At 54.8% G+C, this 22,432-nt stretch carries 24 protein-coding genes and 4 pseudogenes; 12 read left to right on the forward strand and 16 right to left on the reverse strand.

Annotated elements, in window-relative coordinates:
- Positions 1-8: 8 nt before the first annotated feature.
- Positions 9-1,385, reverse strand: coding sequence for a pyridoxal-phosphate dependent enzyme (locus EDF75_RS22550; RefSeq protein WP_166646231.1), 1,377 nt, complete (start codon positions 1,383-1,385; stop codon positions 9-11).
- A gap of 489 nt (positions 1,386-1,874) precedes the next feature.
- On the opposite strand from EDF75_RS22550, the gene EDF75_RS22555 reads away from it, so the two are divergent.
- Genes EDF75_RS22555 through EDF75_RS22565 form a run of 3 tightly spaced genes read left to right on the forward strand, consistent with a single transcriptional unit; the run spans position 1,875 to position 4,086 of the window.
- Positions 1,875-2,531: an amino acid ABC transporter permease gene (locus EDF75_RS22555; protein ID WP_463671442.1), complete on the forward strand. Its 657-nt coding sequence runs from the start codon at positions 1,875-1,877 to the stop codon at positions 2,529-2,531.
- Positions 2,509-3,276 carry an amino acid ABC transporter ATP-binding protein gene (locus EDF75_RS22560; RefSeq protein WP_133600937.1) on the forward strand — a complete coding sequence of 256 codons (768 nt, stop codon included), beginning with the start codon at positions 2,509-2,511 and terminating at the stop codon, positions 3,274-3,276. Before EDF75_RS22555 ends, EDF75_RS22560 begins: the two co-directional genes overlap by 23 nt.
- Positions 3,277-3,312: 36 nt before the next feature.
- Entirely contained in the window at positions 3,313-4,086 is a 774-nt protein-coding gene (locus EDF75_RS22565) for an amino acid ABC transporter substrate-binding protein (RefSeq protein ID WP_133600984.1), read from the forward strand.
- A gap of 15 nt (positions 4,087-4,101) precedes the next feature.
- On the opposite strand, the gene EDF75_RS22570 is transcribed toward EDF75_RS22565, so the two are convergent.
- The 6 genes from EDF75_RS22570 to EDF75_RS22595 are packed head-to-tail and all read right to left on the reverse strand — an operon-like array spanning position 4,102 to position 10,146.
- The gene (locus EDF75_RS22570) at positions 4,102-5,112 is read right to left on the reverse strand and encodes a fimbrial protein (RefSeq protein ID WP_133600938.1); all 1,011 of its coding nucleotides are present in this window, start codon (positions 5,110-5,112) and stop codon (positions 4,102-4,104) included.
- Positions 5,112-5,630 (reverse strand): fimbrial protein, encoded by a 519-nt coding sequence (locus EDF75_RS22575; protein WP_133600939.1) that lies wholly within the window; start codon positions 5,628-5,630, stop codon positions 5,112-5,114. The genes EDF75_RS22570 and EDF75_RS22575 overlap by 1 nt, the downstream gene beginning before the upstream one ends.
- A complete protein-coding gene (locus EDF75_RS22580; protein WP_133600940.1) occupies positions 5,621-8,149 on the reverse strand; it encodes a fimbria/pilus outer membrane usher protein in 2,529 nt (842 codons plus the stop codon). The genes EDF75_RS22575 and EDF75_RS22580 overlap by 10 nt, the downstream gene beginning before the upstream one ends.
- Positions 8,150-8,169: 20 nt before the next feature.
- Entirely contained in the window at positions 8,170-8,850 is a 681-nt protein-coding gene (locus EDF75_RS22585) for a fimbrial biogenesis chaperone (RefSeq protein ID WP_133600941.1), read from the reverse strand.
- 55 nt (positions 8,851-8,905) lie between these two features.
- Positions 8,906-9,490, reverse strand: a complete 585-nt coding sequence (locus tag EDF75_RS22590; RefSeq protein WP_133600942.1) for a fimbrial protein — start codon at positions 9,488-9,490, stop codon at positions 8,906-8,908.
- Positions 9,491-9,543: 53 nt separating this feature from the next.
- Positions 9,544-10,146, reverse strand: a complete 603-nt coding sequence (locus EDF75_RS22595; protein ID WP_133600943.1) for a helix-turn-helix transcriptional regulator — start codon at positions 10,144-10,146, stop codon at positions 9,544-9,546.
- An 865-nt stretch (positions 10,147-11,011) separates the two neighbouring features.
- Between EDF75_RS22595 and EDF75_RS22600 the strand changes: the two genes are divergently transcribed.
- The 6 genes from EDF75_RS22600 to msrA all read left to right on the forward strand — a co-directional run bounded on the left by EDF75_RS22600 (position 11,012) and on the right by msrA (position 16,206).
- Entirely contained in the window at positions 11,012-11,815 is an 804-nt protein-coding gene (locus EDF75_RS22600; RefSeq protein ID WP_133600944.1) for a winged helix-turn-helix domain-containing protein, read from the forward strand.
- A 1-nt stretch (position 11,816) separates the two neighbouring features.
- A complete protein-coding gene (locus EDF75_RS22605) occupies positions 11,817-12,308 on the forward strand; it encodes a hypothetical protein (protein WP_133600945.1) in 492 nt (163 codons plus the stop codon).
- A gap of 200 nt (positions 12,309-12,508) precedes the next feature.
- A complete protein-coding gene (locus tag EDF75_RS22610) occupies positions 12,509-12,889 on the forward strand; it encodes a hypothetical protein (protein WP_241783899.1) in 381 nt (126 codons plus the stop codon).
- Between the two features lie 279 nt (positions 12,890-13,168).
- Positions 13,169-13,687 carry a peptide-methionine (R)-S-oxide reductase MsrB gene (gene msrB / locus EDF75_RS22615; RefSeq protein ID WP_133600946.1) on the forward strand — a complete coding sequence of 173 codons (519 nt, stop codon included), beginning with the start codon at positions 13,169-13,171 and terminating at the stop codon, positions 13,685-13,687.
- A 30-nt stretch (positions 13,688-13,717) separates the two neighbouring features.
- A complete protein-coding gene (locus EDF75_RS22620; RefSeq protein ID WP_133600947.1) occupies positions 13,718-15,484 on the forward strand; it encodes a cytochrome c biogenesis protein DipZ in 1,767 nt (588 codons plus the stop codon).
- 17 nt (positions 15,485-15,501) lie between these two features.
- Positions 15,502-16,206, forward strand: a complete 705-nt coding sequence (gene msrA / locus EDF75_RS22625) for a peptide-methionine (S)-S-oxide reductase MsrA (RefSeq protein WP_133600986.1) — start codon at positions 15,502-15,504, stop codon at positions 16,204-16,206.
- Between the two features lie 111 nt (positions 16,207-16,317).
- On the opposite strand, the gene EDF75_RS22630 is transcribed toward msrA, so the two are convergent.
- The gene (locus EDF75_RS22630) at positions 16,318-17,043 is read right to left on the reverse strand and encodes a response regulator transcription factor (RefSeq protein WP_133600948.1); all 726 of its coding nucleotides are present in this window, start codon (positions 17,041-17,043) and stop codon (positions 16,318-16,320) included.
- A gap of 166 nt (positions 17,044-17,209) precedes the next feature.
- Here EDF75_RS22630 and EDF75_RS22635 point away from each other — a divergent pair, with 166 nt between their 5' ends.
- The 3 genes and pseudogenes from EDF75_RS22635 to EDF75_RS22645 form a co-directional block, all read left to right on the forward strand.
- Positions 17,210-17,479 carry a hypothetical protein gene (locus tag EDF75_RS22635; protein ID WP_133600949.1) on the forward strand — a complete coding sequence of 90 codons (270 nt, stop codon included), beginning with the start codon at positions 17,210-17,212 and terminating at the stop codon, positions 17,477-17,479.
- Positions 17,480-17,633: 154 nt separating this feature from the next.
- Positions 17,634-18,407, forward strand: a complete 774-nt coding sequence (locus tag EDF75_RS22640; RefSeq protein WP_133600950.1) for a DUF3750 domain-containing protein — start codon at positions 17,634-17,636, stop codon at positions 18,405-18,407.
- Between the two features lie 559 nt (positions 18,408-18,966).
- Positions 18,967-19,308 (forward strand): annotated as a pseudogene (locus EDF75_RS22645) (transposase); the annotation flags it as partial.
- Positions 19,309-19,561: 253 nt separating this feature from the next.
- Here the strand turns inward: EDF75_RS22645 and EDF75_RS27410 are convergent.
- The 8 genes and pseudogenes from EDF75_RS27410 to EDF75_RS22690 all read right to left on the reverse strand — a co-directional run.
- A complete protein-coding gene (locus EDF75_RS27410; protein WP_241783906.1) occupies positions 19,562-20,035 on the reverse strand; it encodes a colicin immunity domain-containing protein in 474 nt (157 codons plus the stop codon).
- The gene (locus EDF75_RS27415) at positions 20,032-20,349 is read right to left on the reverse strand and encodes a hypothetical protein (protein ID WP_243733549.1); all 318 of its coding nucleotides are present in this window, start codon (positions 20,347-20,349) and stop codon (positions 20,032-20,034) included. The genes EDF75_RS27410 and EDF75_RS27415 overlap by 4 nt, the downstream gene beginning before the upstream one ends.
- A gap of 102 nt (positions 20,350-20,451) precedes the next feature.
- Positions 20,452-20,574, reverse strand: a pseudogene (locus EDF75_RS27670) (hypothetical protein); the annotation flags it as partial.
- Positions 20,575-20,640: 66 nt separating this feature from the next.
- Complete coding sequence (locus EDF75_RS22665; RefSeq protein WP_133600951.1) at positions 20,641-20,907, reverse strand: colicin immunity domain-containing protein; 267 nt, start codon at positions 20,905-20,907, stop codon at positions 20,641-20,643.
- Positions 20,904-20,972 (reverse strand): annotated as a pseudogene (locus EDF75_RS27675) (pyocin); the annotation flags it as partial. The pseudogene EDF75_RS27675 and the gene EDF75_RS22665, both read right to left, overlap by 4 nt.
- The gene (locus EDF75_RS27420) at positions 20,941-21,288 is read right to left on the reverse strand and encodes a hypothetical protein (RefSeq protein WP_306463083.1); all 348 of its coding nucleotides are present in this window, start codon (positions 21,286-21,288) and stop codon (positions 20,941-20,943) included. The gene EDF75_RS27420 and the pseudogene EDF75_RS27675, both read right to left, overlap by 32 nt.
- Before the next feature lie 627 nt (positions 21,289-21,915).
- On the reverse strand, positions 21,916-22,179 hold the full coding sequence (locus EDF75_RS22685) for an immunity protein (protein ID WP_075912842.1): 264 nt from the start codon (positions 22,177-22,179) through the stop codon (positions 21,916-21,918).
- An 81-nt stretch (positions 22,180-22,260) separates the two neighbouring features.
- Positions 22,261-22,404: pseudogene (locus EDF75_RS22690) on the reverse strand (tail fiber domain-containing protein); the annotation flags it as partial.
- Positions 22,405-22,432: the final 28 nt, after the last annotated feature.

Raw genomic sequence — 22,432 nt, forward strand, 5'->3', positions numbered from 1 at the left:
GACGATCCTTAGTGTTCAAGTCGGTTACGCCAGGTAGTCAGCACGTCGCTGCGGGTGATCAGGCCGAGAAAACGATCGTTATCGGCGATGACGGCTACCAGGCCGCGATCGAAAATGGCTTTTAGCGCGCTTTCCGGCGCGCGTTTATCGAGGGTTTCGACGTTGCGGGTCATGGCCTCTCTGACCGGCAGCGCAAAGCGCTGGCTGTTGCCCTCGACGTGGCTAATCAAATCCCACTCATCGACGATGCCAACGACGCGGCCGTCTTCCAGCACCGGCAGTTGGGAGATGTCGTACAGGCGCATGCGCGCCAGGATGGCGGCCAGCGTGTCGTCCGGCGCGGCGGTGACGGTGGCGTCTTCGTCATGGCGCAGGGCGATAAAATCGGTTAAATCGCCGCGCGAGGGGCGGGTCAGCAGCCCCTGCTGGCGCATCCAGTCATCGTTGAACATTTTCGACAGGTACTTGTTGCCGCTGTCGCAGGCGAAGGTCACCACGCGTTTGGCGGTGGTCTGCGCCTGACAGTAGCGCAGGGCGGCGTGCAGCAGCGTGCCCGTTGAAGAGCCGGCAAGAATGCCCTCGGTCTGCAGCAGCGCCCGCGCCGTCGCAAACGCCTCCCGGTCGGTGACGCGATAGGCGGTATGCACGCCATCGAGATGGGCCAGCGGTGGAACAAAGTCTTCGCCAATCCCTTCAACCAGCCACGATCCCGCCTCGCCGGAGCGGCCAGTTTCTACCCGATCGGCGAGGATCGATCCCGCCGGATCGGCAAGAATAAATTCCGTTTTCGGCGAGTGTTCGGCAAACCACGCCTGCAGCCCGCCGAGGGTTCCGCCGGAGCCGACGCCAACGACGATGGCGTCGATATCGCCGTCCAACTGGGCGAAGATTTCTGGCGCGGTGGTGCTGATATGCGCCAGCGGATTGGCCTCGTTATTAAACTGATCGATATAGAACGCCCCCGGCGTCTCCTCCGCCAGGCGACGGGCGTAATCCTGATAGTAGGCCGGATGGCCTTTATTGACGTCGGAGCGGGTGAGCAGCACCGTTGCCCCCAGCGCCCGCAGATGGAATATCTTCTCGCGGCTCATTTTGTCGGGGACGACGAGGATCAGGCGGTAGTTCTTTTGCGCCGCAATGAGCGCCAGGCCGAGCCCGGTATTGCCGGCGGTGGCTTCAATAATCGTACCGCCGGGCTGCAGCTTACCGAGACGCTCGGCCTCGTTAATCATCGACAGCGCGACGCGATCCTTAATAGAACCGCCGGGGTTTTGGTTTTCCAGCTTGAGGAACAGGCTACAGGGGCCGGTTTCGAGCTTGTGCAGCTGGAGCAGGGGCGTGTGGCCGATAAGATCGCTAACAGAATGAAAGAGTGACATGACTATTTACCCATTCGTATCGAGATGACGAATGGTAGGTCTGTGAATTTGGCAAATTAAAGAATATTTAACCGTCCATAAGAGCAAAATGGAATATAAGATGCTGTTTGGCCATCCGGAGGGAAAGGTTGTTAGCCGCCTGGGTGTATTGATATCTGAAAAATAGCGTTTTTGGCGTAATTTCCAGCAATTAATGCCTTTTGGCGCCGACGCAAATGCATTTTTCAGCAAAGGATGGTTAAAAAAAACATAGCCGAAAATATCAGGATGGCGTGCGTGATTTACTTTTCCGATGCATAGCTGTTGGCTGAAAACAAATAACAAAGCCGGCTATTCAATACCGTTTTTGATAGATACGTCAGGGCCCAGGCGCATGATAACCTTTTATTCAACTAGAGCGATTTGCGATTACGTCCGGGCTTATTAATGAGGCGTCGGAAGAAAAGGTGAGATGTGCCTGAGTTTATATCACTAGCGATAAGTTCATTCTGGCCGATGCTGTATGCCGGGCTGGTTTTTACTATCCCCATTACGTTAATTTCGTTTGCCCTCGGCCTCGGGCTGGGGTTTATCGTGGCGCTTATCAGGCTGTACGGGCCGCGACCGCTGCGGCTGCTGGTGCGTTTCTACGTCTGGGTTATCCGCGGCACGCCGCTGCTGGTGCAGCTGTTTCTGATTTTTTACGCGCTGCCGGGTATCGGGATCACCCTCGACGCTTTTCCCGCCGCGGTGATCGGCTTTACGCTGAACGTCGGGGCCTTCACTTCCGAGGTTATCCGGGCGACGCTGCTTTCCGTGGCTAAGGGGCAGTGGGAGGCCGCGCACTCGATCGGCATGAACTGGTGGCAGTCGCTACGCCATATTATTTTGCCGCAGGCCGCGCGGGTGGCCGTGCCGCCGTTATCGAATACTTTTATTTCGCTGGTGAAAGATACCTCGCTGGCGTCGGTTATTACCGTACCGGAGCTATTTTTAGCGGCCCAGAGAATTGCCGCCGCGACCTATCAACCGTTAATTCTGTATACCGAAGCCGCCCTTATCTATTTATTAATCAGCTCGGTACTGTCGTATCTGCAATCGAGGCTCGAGGCCCGGTTAGAAAAAAACATCTCGGGCAAGGAGCATAATAATGATAACCCTGTCCGGGCTTGAGAAAAGTTTTGCCGGGCAAAAGGTCCTGCAGGATATTTCGTTAAATATTACCGAAGGGAGCGTTACCGCGCTTATTGGGCCATCGGGAAGCGGCAAAAGTACGCTATTACGCTGCATTAACCTGCTCGAGCTGCCGCAGGCCGGGAAATTAACTATTGGCCAGGAGAATATTACGTTCTCCGCCGATGCGGCGCCGAAGAGAAAGGATATCCGCCGTATATGCCAGCAAACCGGGATGGTTTTCCAGAGTTTTCAGCTGTTCCCTCATTTGACGGTACTTGAAAACATTATGACGGGGCTGATTGTGGTGCAGAAATGGCCCGTCGAACGGGCGAGGGCCCGCGCCGAGGCGCTGCTGGCGAAGGTGGGGCTGCTGCATAAGCGTCATGCCTGGCCGGCGATGCTGTCCGGCGGCCAGCAGCAGCGGGTGGCGATTGCCCGGGCGCTGGCGCCTTCACCCAAGGTTCTGCTCTGCGATGAGCCAACTTCAGCGCTGGATCCCGAGCTTTCGCTGGAGGTGATTGCGGTTTTGCGTCAGCTGGCACAGGAGGGGACCACCATGCTGATGGCCACGCACGATCTGCGCCTGGCCGCCAGTATCGCCAGCCAGGTGGTGTTTCTTGAGTCCGGGCAGATCGTTGAGAGCGGCAGCTCGCGGGATATTTTTACCCGCGCGAAGAAAACCCGGACCCAGCTTTTTATTTCCACATTAACCGAAACGTTTCCCGATTCCTGGGAGATTTAAAACAACAACAAGGCATAGCAGATTAAGGAGTTAATGATGAAAGTACTGATGACGGCACTACTGGCTACCGCTATTCAGCTGGGCGTGGCGCATGCGGCGGTGGCGCAGGACGACCTCGCAAAGATTAAAACGGCGGGCGTGTTTAAGGTCGGCACCGAAGGGACCTTCCCCCCGTTTACCTACCACAATACCGCGGGGAAGCTGGTGGGTTTTGACGTTGATATCGCGCGTGAAATTGCCAAACGGATTGGCGTAAAGGCCGAGTTCGTTGAAGGTAAGTGGGATGGCCTGGTGGCCGGCCTGGACGCTAAGCGCTACGACGCGGTGATAAACCAGGTATCCATTACGCCCGAGAGAGAGGCGAAGTATGACTTCTCCGATCCCTACATTTCCCCGAAGGCCGTGCTGATCGTCAATGAGAAAAACGCCGATATTCATACCTTTGCCGATTTAAAAGGCAAGAAATCGGCGCATACCTTGACCAGTAACTACGCGCAGATTGCCCGAGAAAATGGCGCGGAGGTGGTGGGCACCGACGGCTTTGACCAGTCCATTGCGCTGGTGTCGCAGGGACGGGCGGATGCGACCATCAACAGCAACCTCTCATTCCTCGATTTCAAAAAGCATAAACCCGACGCCCCGGTAAAAATTGTGGCCGAACGGGCCGATACCGAGCAGGAAGCGGTATTAATCCGTAAGGGGAATCCGGATCTGCGTCAGGCTATCAATACGGCGCTGGCGGGTATTAAATCCGACGGCACCTGGCAGCGGATCTCCAACGAGTATTTCGCCGCCGACGTGTCGAAATAAGAGGGCGCGGCGGCGTTACTGATAGGAAAAGGTAATGCTCGCGAGGGCGTTGGCGCTGCCCGGCACCAGCTCACCGGTGCGGACGTACTGCGCCTGGAACGGCAGCGACAGGATTTGGCTCGCCGTGGTGGTCTGGATAAAGAACTGGTTTGCGGTGCCCGCTGCGGAGCTGTCCGGCCCCATCATCAGCGGGCCGCTGCCGTTATAAAAGAACTGTACGCCGATGCCGGAGGCGGTGGAGTCGTTGGTCAGGGTTACCACGGAGGAGTCGTTGGTTGGCGTGGTCTGATCCGTCATTACCGCATACAGCGCTACCTGCTCGTCGCAGGTCAGGCTGACGCTAAACGAGCCCGACGGGGAGGTGCTGCCGATGCTGGGCAGCGTACGCATATCCGGCGCGCCGAGATCGATACTGGCGCTTTTGGTGCTCACCGTACAGCCGCTGGCCGTCACCGTTACGGTCGTCGGGTTGATGATCACCTGCGCCGTTTTGACCTCGTTATTATAGGCCGTCAGGATCGCGGCGCTGATGGCAGGGAGCTGGTACACGCCCGACTTCAGCGCGGTGTTGGTTTTAACGTACGTCAATTTTGCCGACCAGCCTAAATCAAAAGCCAGGCCGTTGGTGCCATCGGCGGGATAGCTTTGGGTCACGCCGGTTTGCAGCGGCACGTAGGTTGTGCCGCTAAAATCCTTCAGGCCGAGGATGTAGCCGATGCCGGGGATGCCGGTTTCAAAAACGCTATAGATTACGCCATCAACGTTGACGGATACTCCTGCCGACACGGCGCTGCTGCCGGGTTCGAGGGTCCCTTTGGTGCAGACGAACAGGTATCCACACCAGAACACCTGCTGCACGCTGGCCGTGGCGCTCCACGCTGAGCCGATAATATTTCCCGGCATAACGGAGTCCGCGGGGCCGGTGTAGGTCATCGACTGGGGCGAGAGCGTAATGTCGGATACCCAGTTGAGGGCCAAAACCTTCGCGCTGACGCACAGCCAGCAGGCAAGCAGTAAGAAACGCATTATTGATACTCCGTAGTCCAGGTGGCGATGGCGGAAACGTCTCCGGCGCTGACGGCGGCGCCGTTGGCCGTCAGCCGGGCATAAAATGTCATCTGCACGCGTTCATCTCCCGAGGTGCCGTAGGCCGTCGTTTGGGCCTCCAGCGGAATCAGCTCCCCGTCTTTATCGAGGATTTGCACCGCCACGCCGCTCGCTCCGCCGTCGTCCGTCTTAATCAGCTGCGGGTTGCGTTCATCCGGCGTGCCGCTAAAGCGGATTTTCACTCCGACAAAGGTCGGGCCGCACTCTTCCAGCGTTAGGGTGAAGGCCCGTTTGATATTGCTGACCGCCCCCGGCGCGCGAAACTGCTTTATGCCGATGGCGCCCAGCGGGACGGTTTGTTCTACTGAATCGGCGGAAACCACGCAGGTATTGCCGATCAGGTTTCCGGTAACGGAGACCAGCACGTCATAGCCGAGAGCCGGGGTGACGAGGGCCATAAGCAGGGCGATGCCTGATAGGCGGGCGGCTACTGACATCGTGCCTCCTGTGAATAAAGGCCCGTGCGGGCACTGTAATCCTGCGGGTTCAGGCGATATTTAACGACGCACCTTTTGTCGCTGCCCTGTCCCCAGACGGCGCTGAGCGTGCCTTCCGCCGGCAGGCCGGCGAGATAAAGGCTGCCACCGTCCCCCACGATGCCGCTGGCCTGCTCATCGGCGAGCGTGACGACGGTGCCAAACGGCAGCATCTCGTTGCGGTAGCCGATGGTGAACAGGGCCTTCGCGCCGCGGCGGGTGACGATGGTTGCGCGCACCAGCGCGCCATCGGTCGGCGTTTTGCTGACGATAGCGTTCTCCAGCTCAACGTCGTTTCCGGCGGTAGTGACGTCCAGCGCGACCTGGTTGACGCGATATGGCGTGGCGTAAGGAATGACGGCATAGCCGCGGCTATCGGTTTTGATGCCTTTGTGATTAAGCACCGCCACGCTACCGGCCCCCGGCGCCTTGACCAGGATGTTGGTATTCCCCAGCGGCTGGCTGAGGGTCAGGCCATCTTCATGCAGCACCGCGCCGCCGCTCATGCCGTAGCTGAGGTTGCGGGAGTCGCTGGAGTAGCTGTAGCCGAGGCTGTAATCGCCCCGCTGGCCCTCATACTGCAGTGCGGCATCGCCGCCGTACCGCTGCTGCGCGCCGTAGCGCTGATTGACGTTATAGAACAGGCTCTCCTGTCCGGGGACGTAGCCGCTGACGCCCGCGCTACCGGTGGCCCCCGTTGAGTCCGCGCGGGTGGTGGTAAAACGCGCCCGGGTAGCCTGCTGCGGGTTGCCGAACGGCACGGAAAGCGACATCGCCACGATGTTATCTTTATGGCTATCGTACAGGCTGGTGCTGCGCTGAACGCTCACGCCGACGGAGACGTTGTGAACCATCGCGTTCCACGCAAACTGGATGCTTTGCGTTTTGTTGGCGGTGCGCCAGTAGGTTTGCCGATCCCACGACAGCGAAAGCGAGCCAAAACTGCCCATTGGCTGCGACAGCAGCAGCTGATTTTTGGCCTTGCGCGACATATGCAGGTTATACAGGTTTTCATAGCTGGTGGTGACGGCGCCGTCTGCCCCGGTGACCTGCTTTGCCGTGCCGCCCGTCATTCCCTTGTAGGCGGTATCGCTGAGGGTATAGAACCCCTGCGTCGAGTAGCGCAGGGAGTAGAAGTTAAAGCGCGTGCCGATATCGTTCAGCAGCTTGCTGTAGCGCAGACGCACGGAGTCCCCGGCGTAGGGTCGATCGTCGGCCAGTATGCTGCGCGCGTGGGTCACATCGACGGAATACGCGCCAAAGCGCCCGAGATTTTGTCCAATGCCCAGCGCGAGCCCGCTGTAGCGCTCTGCAAGCTGGGCGCCGCCGTAAAAGGTGAGGCCGTACTCCCAGCCGAAAAACAGCTCTCCCTGGGCAAACGTCGGGGTGTTCTGGCTGCCGACGGCGCGAAGCTTCCCGGCGCCGAGGGCGTATTTTATCTGCCCGCTGCGCACCAGGTTCGGCACGCTGGCAAACGGCACGGTATATTGCGTTTTGCTGCCGTCGCTCTCCTCAATCGTCACCTGCAAATCGCCGCCGGAGGAGGTGGGGTAGAGGTCTTTCAGCATGAACTCCCCGGCGGGGACGCTGGTTTGATAAATGGTGTTGCCGTTCTGCTGGACGGTAACGGTCGCGCTGCTGCGGGCGATGCCGCGAACCTCCGGCGCATAGCCGTTCAGGCTGGCAGGCAGCATATTATCATCGGTTTTCAGCGCGAGGCCGCGCAGGCCAACGGGGTCAAAAACCTGAGCGGAGGTGTAGGTTTCCCCTGCGTACGCCTGCGCTCCCAGGGCGGGGATATCCCGCTGCAGCCAGGTCTGGACGTGGCTAAGCGTATTCGCATCTTTGGTCCAGGTCGTGTAATCACGCAGCCGCCAGGCGCCCAGGTTCACGCCGCTGTTCAGGCTAACGAATAGCTGCCGGGCGCGGGTACGCCGATCGCCCCGGTACTCATTGTTGGTGCCGTTAACGACATAGTTCAGCCACGCGGCAGGGATCCCGGCTTCCCAGCTCTCAGGGCTGACGTAGCCACGCGGTAGATTCCGCATATAGCTCTGCGGCAGGCTGAGATTGAGCGTCAGCGTCTTCTGGTCGAAGTCAAAGCTGGCGCCGGGGAACGCGTGATGCAAAAAATAGCATTGCCGGGTCAGCGGCAGCAGCTCTTCCGCGGCCAGGCGGCTATCAATGCCCAGGGCGGCAATTTGCTGCGGCGTGACGCAGGGCTGGGCGTCCTCCTGGGCCGCATTTTTATCAACGCTGAATTTGACGTTTCCGGTGAAGGCGTAATTTTTATTGATATAAACGTTAATGTTGTATTCGCCCGGCGGTAAGGCGCTCCCGGCATTGACCCATGAGAGGTCGGCAATATTTCCACTTTCGCCGTTGAGGAACGCAGAGTTAAATTGCAAATCGTTCTCTGCGGCAGAGACATACCGAACGGCATGGCAGATCATCAGGGCACAGACGATTTTTGCTTTCACGCGATCGCACCTTTCTTATTTTATTTCCGCTTCAACGACAGGCTGACGGCAGGGGTCCATGCGCCGTAATCATTGATGGTCTGATAGCTAAAAGTGCCTGCCTGACTGAACGATCCGCCCAGGGTGACGCTTGCTTTTGGCGGGACCATCGTCGGCTGCACCGGCTTGCCATCGACTTTTAGATTGACGGTGGTGAGGTAATAGGGCGTTGGGTTATTGAGCGTAATTTTGCCCGCACGGTAGTCGGCGGTTATTTTTTTCCAGCCCTCGCTGGCGCCGCTTTGCAGCCCCTCCGGGCGGTAAAAAACTTTAATGCGGTTGGCCGAGGCAAACTGCAGCGAATTGCTGGCAGCGCTTTTGGACTGCTGCGGAATGGCTTTGACCGTAATCCAGTACAGCGTTTCCCGGTCCTGCGGCAGGGATTTACCGCTAAACATTATTTTCACTACGCTTTCGGTGGCCGGTTTTAAAACATACAGCGGCGGCGTAATGACGAAATCGTTGGAGCGCCGATTGTTCTCATCCTCGACCCATGACTGAATGAGGAATGAGGCGTCGGGATGCGTATTTCTGACCTGCAGCATCGACTGGTTGGCGCTGCCGAGGTAGACCATTCGCGTTGCGCCCAGCCCCACGCCGCCGGCGCAGGCTACGGATGACCACAGCGAGCCGAGCAGAAAAATCCATGTAAATGAGCGCATAGCGTCTCTCTCCTGAAGGTTGAGCCTGGCCCGGCAGCGCGGCCGGGCCAGAGGATTACGAATAGGTGACGGTGTAGGTGGCGACAGCGCTGGCATCGCCAGCCGTGGCGTTGCCCTGCGGGGAGTAGTATTTGGCGCTGAAGTTCAGGGTGTTCGAGCCGCTGCGCAGCTCGACGGGCGCGGCGGACTCGCCCAGCCTCACGACGTTGCCCTGTTCGTCATACAGGCGAATGGCGACGTTTTGCGCCGAGGCGCTGCTGCCGTTTGAGCCGACGGCCAGGCCATCGGCATCGGTGCTATCCGGGGTGCCGGTGAAGGTGACGGCAACCGTAGTCGCCGGGATCGGATCTTCCTCGGTGCCGGCGGAGGTATCGGCGATTTCGCAATCTTCAAGGGTGATGGTGAAGGCTTTTGCCGTGTTGGCTTCACTGCCCGCCGCGGCCAGCGTGGCGGTACGAACTTCACCCAGGTCGACGTCAATATTGGCGCTGTTGGCGCTGATGGCGCAGGCCGAGGTCACGACGCTACCGCTGAAGTTTACGGTGCCGCCGCTGGCGGTGGCGGCCAGAGAGGAGCCCGCAGGCAGCAGCGCCGCAATGCCCAGCGCCAGCAGAGTTTTGTTATTTAAGTAAGCTTTCATTTTTCTGATTCCATAGTTTTATTATGACGAGATTGACCCTGAAGGCAGCAGCTCTAGCTGGTTAAAAATACCAGTAAATCTGTTTTATTCCTGAGTCCGAGTTTTCTTATTGCTGAGCTTTTTAACGCGCTGACGCGGCGGTATGAAAGCTTCTCTATTTCTGCGATATAACGTATATCCAGTCCATTTCTCAGTTTCTTCAATACCCTCCATTCCCCTGGTGTTAGCGAAAGTGCCATTGATTTCTTTTTGGGCTGAGCGTGGTTTTCCGCTATTTTTAATAAACAGGTTCGCCAGCGATAAAGTGGATCCTGTAGCGAAATATAGGCATCAATATCGCCGTGGACCCACAGTGATGAATTTACCGCTGCGGAATACATGTATATAAGCACCCGAGGATAGCTGGCTTTAATCGTTTTTATATACGCCAGGCAATCCATTCCGGTATGGTGTTTCTCTATCCCGGAGATAAAAATAACGTCAATTGGGGTCATTGCTAAAAGATCGTCAAGGTGCTGGTAATCATTTATCGATGTTGTTATTTGAATGTCAGCATACATTCCTTGCAATAAGGCGGTGATGCCACCGCGTGCGAAGCGATCTCCGCCGATTAACGCAACATTTAAATGCTGCTGTAGTTCAAGCTTATTCGCCATGTTATTCCCTCGATTTATAATAGTAAGGAGGTCAGCCTGTGTGCGTTTGACAGGTATCAACCTGTATTCCTGTATTTTCGAAGCAATTAAGCCTTTCACTTTGTAGAACTACTATACCTCGGGAGATGAGAAGGTAATCTCAATTAATCTTAAGTTATATTAATTGCAGAGCGCGCAGCCGTCCGGTGAGGTCGTTCGCCAATCGATATTGGCTTAACTGCGGACGAACTGTCCTCAATTCCCGGAGGCGGACGGTTTTTTTGCACTGCTTATTATTGCTTTTCCTCAATGCATCAGGCGCGTGTTGAGCCATGTGATGCCTTCTTCTTTTCTTTTCACATCAGCCTGTTGTTGGCGTTTTTTCTACTCCAGGTAAGGCACCGTAGCGAACGGGCAGGGCGTGAGGAGAGGCCTGCGGTCGCAGGTTGAGTGAAGATAAGAAGGACTTAGAGCCTATCCCATTAGGGCTATTTTACTTGCCATTTGGAACCTGGGCAGTGCTCGAAATCCTCACGTACTACGTGTACGCTCCGGTTTCTCCGCGCTGTCCGTGTTCAAACTGGCTTCGCCAATTACGCCTGGTGGGATAGGCTCTTAAGAAAAGATAAGATAAGGACGTTCGCACCCGTCGGGCGGCGGCTGAGAAAAGGATGAATAGCGGGGTTAGCGTTTATTGTACTTCAGTTAACCTGCAGAGCAATGACAGGAAAATAAGATATTTCGCCAGCGGTTGTGATATACAGCACCAAATTTATCGGCCATATTACCCCCTCAGAAAGGAGATGGATCCCTCTCTTCTCATCCATATGGTGATAAGACCCGGGCACTTCCGACATGCTTTCACCGGAGATTTTTCGCCGATTGTATGCACAAGCATTATATTATCAATGAAATGGTTGAGTTTCATCCCGTGGACGGCACGCTGCGCGATCTCAGCAATCCGGATCGCGTGGTGGTACTCAATTCACCGGCGGGGCGCTGCTTATTATTATTAATAGAGCGGGCCGGCACTATTGTGACTCAGCAGGAGTGCATGGATATCGTCTGGCAAAGGCGAGGGATGCTGGTTTCACCTAATACCTATTATCAGAATATTTCGGTTCTACGCAAAGGGTTGAAAAAAATAGGCTTCCAGAACGATCCGATTGTTACAATTCCACGTATTGGATTAACGCTGGCCAGCGAAACGACGATAACGATTAAAGAGGTTCCGCGGCCAGCGTCAGAGGAACATGAATATGAATATGATACTGCGCGTTCGGATGAGGCGAGCGTTTCGCTGGCTGAACCTACAGCGCAGCCTACAATAGCGGTTTATTCACCGCGGCGTATGCGCTGGTGGGCGAAAGCATTATTGGTGGTTTTATTATTCAGCGGTGCAGGCGTGATTAATCACAGCTTTTCCCGGAGCAATTTTTTTATCGATGATTATTACTTTTTGAGCACGGTGGGAGCGTGCCGGGTTTATTTGGCAAATAGCATCCAGGCGCAGGATGAACGGGCGATGGCGCTGGCCTACGTTGGGCAATTTAAAGATGGCTGCGTCAACTATCCGTGGGTGTATATCGGCAGATACGCCCGGCTGCCTCGCGCCTCCGTCATTCGGTGCGATCGGTCGATGAAGGATCCAAACCGCTGCATTTCTGACTATTTTATTGAGGATCGCTAGCATGGCCCATCATCGTCAGGTGCTTTACCTGTCCTGCTTTTGCCTGCTGCTCGGCAGCGTGCTGGCGGGGTATTTTTTGTGGCGCCGCTATTATGTTGCGCCGTTTTCCTGTCGGGTGAGCTTTGTCCAGCATCATCAGGATACGACCCTCGTTCTGTGGATGAATTACATCGTGGACGGGAAGAGCGGTACGCTCAGCATCAACGGCCACGTGCAGGGGGAGCCGGGCAGAATCATTAACCGTAAAATATCGTTTTTGGTGACGCGCAGGGGCAGCGCCTACTACCTGATATCAGAGCACAATATTAAATTTCCGGACGATAGCGTGCCGGATAGCTGGCTGGAAAAATATGAGCCCCTGTTTTTCGTCTATCCGGCAAAAAACATCTATATGCGCATTCATGAACTGCAGAACGGTAGCTATCTCTTTATTTTGGGCTCGCTGCCGACCTATGTGTGCAGTAGCGCCGTGAGCCCGGCCGCGGAGCGGTAAGCAGCCAGCCGCGGGTCGGGCCTGAGCTTACCCCGCCAGCGCGTCCGTTCACGAACTCATCGTGGGACACGCGCTGTTATCCAAATTGCCGCATTATCGCCGGTCCGATACCGGCGCCGTTTGGAATTAACGTCTGAAAAAGAGATGCTTAATAAGGGGCGAACTGCCGGCAAGGCGAAATAATCCGTCCTCGGCGGCCGTTGAAAATAAAAGATGAGCTATATTGTTGGCACGCTCTTTACGCTACCGGTACTCGCTCCCCTTATATTGGAGATATCCGTATGAAATTATTACCTCTTATCGCCCTGGCTCCCCTGTTACTGCTTCCGGCAGGCGCATTTGCCTCCTCAGAGGCGGCGTGGAAAGAATTTGATAGGGCCATCCAGCGCGCCTGCCTGGCGCAGAGCGACCTGCCGCATAAAAAGGTGGCCGGGCCGCGCATCGATTTTAGTGATGACGTCGGCTACTCGGCGCTTATTATTTCCGGTAAAAGAGTCGATAAAGGCAAGGTGCAAACGGTGAAATCTCTCTGTCTGTATAACCGGCAAAAACAAACGGCCGCTCTTGCTGATATGCCATGAATTGACGCTCCCCTGAAGGGCCGCCTCTCCTGCGGCGTTTGGGGCGACGCTCTGCCGGCTTCGGCCTCTGTGGCCGGCGGGCGCCAGCCAAATTTAGGCGCAAATATAATTTTTTAATATTCTCTCATCGTCTGTTTTTCAAGAAATACAAACAGTAGCGATCCCACCTCTCCCTGCCCGGCGAAAGTTATCACAAATTTGTGAACGTTTCGGGAGGATTTGATAAGAACTCCCCCTGTAAGTTGGCATCACTCCTTTTTCACAGAACGCGGGGCGATGATGTTAAACCGACGAAATTTCCTGCTGGGAGGCGGCGCGGTCGTGGCTGGCATCCTGGCGGCAGGGCGCTTCCCCTCTTTGTTTGCCGCGGATGGCACAGCGACCGCCGCCCCGGCGGGGGCAAAGTTTGCCATAACCCATAGCCCGCAGGAGTGGCAGAAGCTCCTGACGCCCCGGCAGTATTACATCCTGCGGGAGGCGGGAACCGAGAGACCTTATTCCAGCCCGCTGAACGATGAACACCGGCGCGGCACTTTCGTCTGCGCCGGCTGCCGGCTGCCGCTTTTCTCCTCCGCCGCTAAATTTGACAGCCATACCGGCTGGCCCAGCTTCTGGCGGCCGCTGGATGACGCGGTGGCAGAGAGCCGCGATAGCTCATTTGGCATGGTGCGCGACGAAATTCACTGCCGCCGCTGCGGGGGGCATCTGGGCCACCTGTTTAACGACGGCCCCGCGCCGACCGGACTGCGCTATTGCATGAATGGCGATGCGCTGCTGTTTAGACCGGAAAAAATATAGCCCCCACGGTCCACAATAAGGACGCTGATTATGCTGGTTATTTTTCTTGCTTATCTTGGGGGGCTGTTGACTATCGCCAGCCCCTGTATTTTACCCGTGCTGCCGTTTGTTTTCGCCCGTTCGGATCGGTCCTTTATGCGCACCGGTCTGCCGCTGCTGGCGGGAATGGCGATAACTTTTACCCTGTTCGCCACGCTGGCTGCCGTGGGCGGCGGCTGGGTGGTGGCGGCCAACCAGTACGGTCGTGACGCCGCGCTGGTGCTGATGGCGCTATTTGGCATAACGCTGCTGTTTCCCCGGCTGGCGGATCGGATCATGCATCCGCTGGTTTCTGCCGGGAACACCCTGTCAAATCGGATTACCGCCGGTAAATCCTCCGGCGCCGGCAGCTCGTTTTTGCTGGGTATTGCCACCGGTTTGCTGTGGGCGCCGTGTGCCGGGCCGATCCTCGGTCTGGTGCTGACCGGCGCAGCTCTGCAGGGGGCGAACATCAACTCCACCCTGCTGCTGCTGGCTTATGCCGCCGGCGCGGCGACTTCGCTGGCGCTGGCGCTGCTGATTGGCGGTAAAGTCTTTGCCACCATGAAGCGCTCGCTGGGGGTTGGGGAGTGGATCCGCCGCGCGCTCGGCGTCGGGATGCTGATGGGCGTAGTGGCGATTGGCTTCGGGCTGGATACCGGCGTGCTGGCGCGGATTTCGACGGCATCAACCGGCGGTATTGAGCGGGCATTGATACAAAAGCTCTCTCCGGACAGCGGCAAAAATGCCGCGACGCCTGCGGCGACTCCCGCCAGCGCGGTAGCCAGTACGGCTGATAACGGTATTGCGTCTTTGCTGAGCGATGAGGGGCTGGCGCCGCCGCTGACCGGCGCCGTGCAGTGGCTGAACTCGCCGCCGCTGACCCCGGAAGCGCTGCGCGGCAAAGTCGTGCTGGTGGACTTCTGGACCTACTCTTGTATCAACTGCCTGCGTTCGCTGCCCTACGTTAAAGCCTGGGCGGAGAAGTATCGCGATCGGGGGCTGGTGGTGATTGGCGTGCACGCGCCGGAATTCGCCTTTGAAAGAGATACCAGCAACGTCGAGAAAGAAGCGAAAAAGCTGGGCGTCACGTATCCGATTGCGATCGATAACGACTACCGCATCTGGCGCGCCTTTAATAACCAGTACTGGCCAGCGCACTACTTTATCGATGCCAGCGGGCATATCCGCTATGAACACTTCGGCGAAGGCGATTATGACCGCTCCGAACGCGTGATTCAGGAGCTGCTGCGTCAGGCGGGGGCGAAAAATGTCGATACCAGCGTCAGTACGGTTTCCGCGACGGGCGTCGAACAGGCCGCCAGCGGTCAGAGCAATATTTCTCCGGAAACCTACCTTGGCTATTCGCGCGGAGCAAACTTTGCCTCCGATAAGGTCAGCGAAGATCGGCCTGCTGATTACCATATTGCGGCTCTGCCCCTGGATTCATGGGGGCTGGAGGGGCGCTGGACGATTGGCGACGAGCATATCACGCTGAACGGCGGCACCGGCAGGATTGCCTATCAGTTCCACGCTCGCGACCTGCATCTGGTTCTGGGGCCGGGCAAAGACGGCAAACCCGTTCGCTTTAAGGTGTTGGTTGACGGTCAGGCTCCCGGAAAAATGCACGGTGTCGACGTGGCCGCCGACGGTAGCGGTACGGTGACGGAGCAGCGTTTGTATCAGCTAGTTCGTGGGTCCGATGGGGTGGGTGAACACACCTTCAGCATTGAGTTTAACGATCCGGACGTCAACGCCTACGCTTTCACATTTGGTTAATACAGGTGGCTATGAAGATGAAAAAAATGACCCGTTGTATCCGTGCCTTAGGCGCTTCGGCTCTGGTGGTTGGTGCGCTGGCGTTCCAGAACGTCGCCTGGTCCGAAGCTGAATCCGCGGTAGTTATTCCAGCGCCGCTGCAGGATGAGGCGCCTGCGTCGACGCGCCTGGAAACCGCCGTCCTTGCCGGCGGCTGTTTCTGGGGCGTGCAGGGCGTTTTTCAGCACGTTAAGGGCGTCACTAACGTCACTTCCGGTTATGCCGGCGGCAAAGCCCGCACCGCCTATTACGATAGCGTGAGTACCGGTATGACCGGCCATGCCGAGTCGGTGCAGATTACGTTTGATCCGCAGCAGGTGACCTACGGCCAGCTGCTGCAGGTTTTCTTCTCGGTCGCGCATAACCCGACGGAGCTGAACCGCCAGGGGCCGGACTACGGTACGCAGTATCGCTCAGCGATATTCCCGATGAGCGATTCGCAGGAGAGGGTGGCGAAGGCCTATATTGCCCAGCTTAACGGCAGCCATCGTTTCAACGCGCCGCTGGTGACTCAGGTTGAAGAGCGCGCCAGCTTCTATCCGGCGGAGAAATATCATCAGAACTTCCTCAACGACAATCCGGACTATCCGTACATTGTTATCAACGACAAGCCCAAAGTTGAGCAGCTGAAAAAAAACTTCCCGGCGCTGTGGAATAGCGAACCGGTGCTGGTGAAGGGTTAATGACTTCCTGGCGCGTCGCCGTCAGGGGGCGCGGTTCGCCCTACGGGGCGGCATTTTTTCCGGCCAGCAGCCGGCCGACATCGGGAGAAGAGATATTTTACGACCGGCTGCTTATGTTGCGCTTTCGACCGCAGGGGAAAATTTATACCCCTTTCCCCAGACGGTTAGCAGGCGCTCCGGCTCCGCCGGATTACGTTCAATCTTGATCCGCAGGCGGTTAATGTGCGTATTGACCGTATGCTCGTAGCCTTCATGCTGATAGCCCCAGACCTGGTTGAGCAGGCTCATGCGCGAGAAGACCTTGCCGGGGTTTTTAGCGAAAAAATAGAGCAGATCGAATTCGCGCGGCGTAAGTTCCACCGGTTTGCGGTCCAGATGCACTTCACGCGCGATCGGATCGATGACCAGGCCGGCAAAGCGCAGCACTCCGGCATCCATTCTCATGGCGGAGATCATCGCTTCCTGACGGCGAAACAGGGCCTTGATGCGGGCGACCAGCTCCAGCATCGAAAAGGGTTTTGCCAGATAGTCATCGGCCCCCAGCTCCAGGCCAAGCACGCGGTGTATTTCGCTGGAGCGGGCGCTAATAATAATGATGGGCGTATAGCGGGCCATATTACGCGCCCGACGGCAGATCTCCAGCCCATCGATACCGGGGAGCATCAGGTCGAGGATCAGGGCATCCCAGCCGCCGTTTTCCAGCAGGGTGACGCCCTTATTACCATCACCGGCGTGGGTAATGTCATAGCCCTCATCGCGCAGATGAAGGGCGAGAAGGTCGGCAATATCGGCGTCATCTTCGACGACCAGGATTTTTTTTGCGGTTACGCCTGTCATATTAAACCCCCCGTTTTGCCGTCTATTCCTTCAGCTTACACAACTCCCTCTGCGGCGATCGAAATATCACATTTTATTTAAATTTACGTGAGGCTTTGGGGAACTGGTGTGGCGCATAGTCGGTGACGGTATCGCGGGTATATCGACAATCACTGAGGAAAACAGGATGAAAAAATTAACTATTCTCGCACTGTCAGCCGTCTGTGCTATGGGCTTCGCGGCGGTGAGCTATGCGGCAGATTCGACGAGCGAAACGTCATCGACCACCATGATGAAAGCCGATCCTCATTCCGGCTCGATGATGAAGGCCGATAATCATTCCGCAACCATGATGATGAAGGCGGATAAACATCCAGACACCATGATGAAGAAGGAGAAAAAGCACGGAGATGCGATGGCAATGAAAAAAAAGGATGAAGTAAAAAAATCTATGTAGCCAGCAGCGCTGGGGCGGCGTTTCGGTGAAAAGCACCCCGGCAGCGTTTTTTGCGGAAACGTCGCCCTTCCGCGCAGCCCAATTGCCTTGATGCGCAGCGCAATCAGTACAATAATCGCGCATACGGATGTTTCCTCCCTGAATACAGGCTGCCATGATCGTAAAAATCGTTTGTCTGAGTCTTCTTTGCATCATCCTGCTCTCGCTTGGTGCCAGCCTGGCCCAGGCGATGCACCAGCGGGAGCAGCGACCGCAGGAAGGCTGGTGGTCCGCCCGTCGTGACTCAGCGGGGCTGGCGCCCGATCCTCAGCAAAACGCCAGGCTGGCCATTGTGCAGGTCTACGCTGCGCCGACCTGGGGATGGAGAGGCGTGGTGGCGGTACACCCATGGATCATCTATAAACGCGCCGGCGAGACGGAATATAGCCGTTACGAAGTGATTAGCTGGGGAGGAGGGGAAAAGGTGCGTCGCAACCGCAACCCACCGGATGGCTACTGGTTCGGTGCGAAGCCCCGTTTGCTGGTGGAACACCGGGGGCAAGAGGCCGAAGCCATGATTCCGCAGATTGTCGCGGCCATTGCCTCTTATCCCTGGCCGGATACCTACCACGCCTGGCCGGGGCCCAACAGTAACACCTTTATTGCCCATATTGGGCGCGAGGTGCCTGCACTCAAGCTGGATATGCCCGCCAACGCGGTGGGGAAAGATTTTCGCTCGCTGCTGGATCCCATCGGCCTCCCGCCATCCGGACGCGGGGTACAGGTGTCGGTGCTGGGGATTGCCGGCGTTACGCTGGGAGCTGAAGAGGGATTTGAACTCAACCTGCTGGGGCTGAACGTGGGGCTGGATTTCACGCCGTTACGTGTACGTCTGCCGTTTATTGGCGGCCTTGGCGATGACAATTTTCGAAATGACCCTGCTAAATAACGCTAGTGTCCGCCCCGCAGGCATGGATTCGACGGCCGGATGACCGTGGGCCTCCTTGACCGTTTGCGCTACGCGGTGATGCAAACAGATGCACGCCGCCTTGCGGGCTGCTCCTGAAGTTAAACAAATATTGTTTATTTCACCTCTTGCCGGCAAGAAAGAGCAGTATTGGCATTTTTATTGTTATGTCATGACTTAAACATAATCGAACGCAGTTCGATGGAGAGTCCGGCTGCAGAAATGCAAAAAACCGCCTTTTGGGCGGGTTCTCTGAATAGTGGTGCCCGGACTCGGGAACATTCAGTTATCTATTGAACTGTTTTTAATGGAATTTTTTTCACAACCGCTTGTCAAGACCCGTTGTTTGATCCGTATTTTTGTTTGAATATCAAAATGCTGGGATAGCAGTGCGGTAAATTAGTCCAGTGAGTTCCTTAGGCTCGATTCTGTCGGATACCTGTAAATCGTGGTGTGCTCATATGCTCCCCCTATGCTCAAACTATAGGGCAGGATCGTCTACCGGGGTGGGGTCAGTCCAACTTCCGACATAGCAGAATAGCTCGAGGCAGCGCAGATGGTCCTACCCGGTACCAGTCGATGCTGGACAATGAAAGAGTTGGCCTGGGAACTCTGGAACCGACAATACGATGAACACAACAAACGGTTGTGGCTGGAATAGATGGGCATGGCAAAAGACGTGGGAGTGCCACTGCTGAGAAGCGCAGCCAGGATGTTACGGAAAGGCTTTATGGGATCGAAGCATCGGGTCTCAAACGGCAACGCAGAATCACTGAGTAGTGTAATACGGCTGCTTATGATCAAGTCCAGAGGATACAGGAACAAAGAGCGCTTCAGAATCGCAGTGATGCCCCATTACGGCAGATTAAATATGGGGTTCTGAGTCTCCCACCATGATCGGGAAAGACCTATATATGTACAGCCAGTATGCTACTGAGCAACAGAATCCGCCAGATGTTTCAATGCCTAAAATTGGTGATCAAACGCGCAGTTAACAGAGGACGAAAAAAAGCATTGCCCTATTGTTGACATGGGAACAATTCGAGGAGTAGCATCTCAATGCTGTATAAACATACAGTTAATTTAGTTCTGTTTTTATTAACGTCAAAGAGGATTTTTAAATGGGTATCGAAGATTCAAATCAGGGACCAGGCTGGAATGACCATAATACACCTTACGGTCCGATTCACAGTTATGATGGTAATTCGGGCTCGTCCAGCTATGGTGGAGGCTCTGGCGGAAATGGGGGTAATCGCCATGATGGGATTACAGACAAAACAACGATCGATATTGCCACAACGAAAGATTATAACGGCCGTTATATGACTATGTGTGCAAACAACCTTAAGGCTCATGAAGGCTTTAAAAACAGCATGTATAAAGATACGGAGGGTATCCAGTTCGTAATTTTCACGATCTGAATCAGGATTAAAACAATCAGCAAGGCAGAATATTGTTGATGATGCTTCATCAATTTCTTTACCATCAATAGAAAGCGCTTTTGTATCTCTATCTTCTTTCCACATAAGCATATATGGTTCTGCAAAGTTTGTTGCGTCAATTTTTGATTCTACGAAATATTTAGCGAAATCAATTAGTCTTTTACTCATCTTAATATTCCTTTTTCAATATAATTTCTATACTGCGGAGTGTCTTTGTCTAATTGGGCCTCTGTTGCTCCATGCTCTTTTAATGCCGGTTTTATCGCATCCAGATTACGATCAGTTGCCGCCCGCAGGTTGCGTGAATCAAGGTCAATTTGTGCCGGTGTATTACGCCCGCCGTAAGTTTCGCTGAGCTTCTGATGTACTTCTTTAGGGAGAACTATAGCAGCAACATCTTCAGCCATTTCATCCACTAACTGTTTGCTGAGTCGCGGGTTATCACGCAATAACGCAGCGCGAACGGCCGCAGACGATGGCATATGGTCAGCCTCATATCTGCGCTGACGCGAACGGCCCCTGAAATTACTGTACAGGTCAACCTCCAGGAACTCCACCGGGGGTTTCGCCAGCATTACATAAATCGCTTCAACACCACTTCCGGTCGCATCGGGCTGCCAGTAGATGAAGTCCTGCAGCGGCGGAAGGTCCGCCGCCGGGAACGTGGTGGTGACGATACATCCCCCTTTACTCGAAAGCGGGATGATTTATGTACTAAAAAAGAGAGGGTTCAGAATTATGAACCCTCTCGACGTTGATTCAAATTTATTTAATTAGAGAAGCTTAAACTTTTCCAGTGTGGCTTTTACTTCTTTTCGTAAACCCTGCTCGTCGAGTTCATAATCTGCTTTATCAGCATCAGGATTAAATAATTCGGCAACCATAAATAGTTCTTCGCCGCAATTCAGAATGTTTTTTTCCTGTTCCTTCACACCATACAATTTTCGCCTTTCAATACATATATTTTCAGAAAATTGCAAAGCAGTAACTTCTGAAGTCAAAAAACTTTTTGCTAACTCAATCATTGCCATTTTGTTCATAAATCACCTGTTTCTAGATATATTCTGCCATTGTCAGCATCTGGGTTTATTTTCCATCCTGATATCGGAACCGCTGTTCCAGGTCCCGTTTGTATAGGCATTTCCCGTATGCAGAAATTCGTACCAGGCGTGCTGACCAGAATTATAAACATGCATTCCCATCAGGCTGTGTTTACCAAGGCGTTCATAATGGTAGAGCTCTGAATACAGGTTGCTGGCTGCCTGAATACCGGCGCTGGCCAGCCGGAATCCGTTCGCGGCTTTTGACACGATCTCGCCGTCGCTGACGAGGCGCTTGCGCAGTGTTGTGAGGGATTTGAGTTCGGTGATGTCGTCGTTTACACCGTTCAGTACCAGGGCGTTTGTCTTCTGTTCAGCCATTATGAGGTCCTTTTTTCGCTGGTCAGTGGGTTAATTTTTTATAAATACTGTATATATATACAGTGTTTATTGCACTTTACTCCCGTACAGACATTCTGTCAACAGATGAGAGTCATTCGTATTTGTCATCCGGAGTATGGCGCTTTGCGGCACAGAAGTAGGAAAAGAGGGGGCGATCTCGCCCGATGGTTACCTGGAGATGAAAACTGGAGTTTTCACATGTATTTAAGAGCGTTCTCAGCGTCAATACTCACCCTGGTGCTACTTATAACAGCCTGTTCAAACCATACTCAAAAAACAAAAGTCAGGGTTATGCCCGGAAACGATAAATCAGCGGAAGTTGATGATCTTTTAGGTGACCTACGGTCTCCAACAGTTCCCCCGGAGCATTCAAAAATAGTCGTATATGCAGCACAAATACGGAATGCCATTGTTACCGAAATGTACGAACCCGATGCGTATAAAGGAAAAATCTGCTCTACCCCCTCACCAAAAGATGAGGGGACCTTCTTGACACAGTTTCGGGGCGTAGAATGTGACTTCTTAATGCGACAGAGCCCTTCAGACCCCACGGAGCCAAAAAGAGAGCCAGCAATAAATCTGCTGGCTCAATGTCAAACGGAAAAATTATTTAATGCCGTATTTTTTTTCAGTCACGAATTTTGGCTCTTTCCAGTTTGGACCTTTTTCTGGTAGAGGATTACCAGTTTTTTTCAACTTACCTTCTTTAAACAGTCGTTGGTGGGTTCTCAATAACTCACCATTAGAAATTACATCAAATTTATAATTTACATACATCCGATCGATAGTCGGGTAGGGTGTTCGCAAGGCGAAGTGCAAAAGAACGTCTTCTACGCTCTCGTTTTTATAAATACCTTCAAGGTCCAACATCATTTACCCTCCTCTGCTTTGCGATAAGCTTCATTTGCCTCTGGTGTATACAACGGCTGCTCTTTTTCATTTACCGGCGCCGGCCAGCCGGAATCCGTTGACTGATTTTGACACGATTTCGCCGTCGCTGACGAGGCGCTTGCGCAGTGTTGTGAGGGATTTGAGTTCGGTGATGTCGTCGTTTACGCCGTTCAGTACCAGGGCGTTTGTCTTCTGTTCAGCCATTGTGAGGTCCTTTTTCTGGTTGAGTGTA

The sequence above is a fragment of the Klebsiella sp. BIGb0149 genome, assembly GCF_004362605.1.
Lineage (GTDB): Bacteria > Pseudomonadota > Gammaproteobacteria > Enterobacterales > Enterobacteriaceae > Klebsiella > Klebsiella terrigena.

Excerpts from the sequence above, each read along its gene's own strand:
- msrA (WP_133600986.1), top strand. The coding sequence starts at position 15,502 with ATGAAAAAAATGACCCGTTGTATCCGTGCCTTAGGCGCTTCGGCTCTG.
- EDF75_RS22640 (WP_133600950.1), top strand. The coding sequence starts at position 17,634 with ATGATCGTAAAAATCGTTTGTCTGAGTCTTCTTTGCATCATCCTGCTC.
- EDF75_RS27420 (WP_306463083.1), bottom strand. The coding sequence starts at position 21,288 with ATGGCTGAACAGAAGACAAACGCCCTGGTACTGAACGGTGTAAACGAC.
- EDF75_RS22585 (WP_133600941.1), bottom strand. The coding sequence starts at position 8,850 with ATGCGCTCATTTACATGGATTTTTCTGCTCGGCTCGCTGTGGTCATCC.
- EDF75_RS27415 (WP_243733549.1), bottom strand. The coding sequence starts at position 20,349 with ATGCCATCGTCTGCGGCCGTTCGCGCTGCGTTATTGCGTGATAACCCG.
- EDF75_RS22560 (WP_133600937.1), top strand. The coding sequence starts at position 2,509 with ATGATAACCCTGTCCGGGCTTGAGAAAAGTTTTGCCGGGCAAAAGGTC.
- EDF75_RS22630 (WP_133600948.1), bottom strand. The coding sequence starts at position 17,043 with ATGACAGGCGTAACCGCAAAAAAAATCCTGGTCGTCGAAGATGACGCC.
- EDF75_RS22590 (WP_133600942.1), bottom strand. The coding sequence starts at position 9,490 with ATGAAAGCTTACTTAAATAACAAAACTCTGCTGGCGCTGGGCATTGCG.
- EDF75_RS22635 (WP_133600949.1), top strand. The coding sequence starts at position 17,210 with ATGAAAAAATTAACTATTCTCGCACTGTCAGCCGTCTGTGCTATGGGC.
- EDF75_RS27410 (WP_241783906.1), bottom strand. The coding sequence starts at position 20,035 with ATGAGTAAAAGACTAATTGATTTCGCTAAATATTTCGTAGAATCAAAA.
- EDF75_RS22595 (WP_133600943.1), bottom strand. The coding sequence starts at position 10,146 with ATGGCGAATAAGCTTGAACTACAGCAGCATTTAAATGTTGCGTTAATC.
- EDF75_RS22685 (WP_075912842.1), bottom strand. The coding sequence starts at position 22,179 with ATGTTGGACCTTGAAGGTATTTATAAAAACGAGAGCGTAGAAGACGTT.
- EDF75_RS22605 (WP_133600945.1), top strand. The coding sequence starts at position 11,817 with ATGGCCCATCATCGTCAGGTGCTTTACCTGTCCTGCTTTTGCCTGCTG.
- EDF75_RS22665 (WP_133600951.1), bottom strand. The coding sequence starts at position 20,907 with ATGAACAAAATGGCAATGATTGAGTTAGCAAAAAGTTTTTTGACTTCA.
- EDF75_RS22620 (WP_133600947.1), top strand. The coding sequence starts at position 13,718 with ATGCTGGTTATTTTTCTTGCTTATCTTGGGGGGCTGTTGACTATCGCC.
- EDF75_RS22565 (WP_133600984.1), top strand. The coding sequence starts at position 3,313 with ATGAAAGTACTGATGACGGCACTACTGGCTACCGCTATTCAGCTGGGC.
- EDF75_RS22570 (WP_133600938.1), bottom strand. The coding sequence starts at position 5,112 with ATGCGTTTCTTACTGCTTGCCTGCTGGCTGTGCGTCAGCGCGAAGGTT.
- EDF75_RS22555 (WP_463671442.1), top strand. The coding sequence starts at position 1,875 with ATGCTGTATGCCGGGCTGGTTTTTACTATCCCCATTACGTTAATTTCG.
- EDF75_RS22600 (WP_133600944.1), top strand. The coding sequence starts at position 11,012 with ATGCACAAGCATTATATTATCAATGAAATGGTTGAGTTTCATCCCGTG.
- EDF75_RS22575 (WP_133600939.1), bottom strand. The coding sequence starts at position 5,630 with ATGTCAGTAGCCGCCCGCCTATCAGGCATCGCCCTGCTTATGGCCCTC.
- msrB (WP_133600946.1), top strand. The coding sequence starts at position 13,169 with ATGTTAAACCGACGAAATTTCCTGCTGGGAGGCGGCGCGGTCGTGGCT.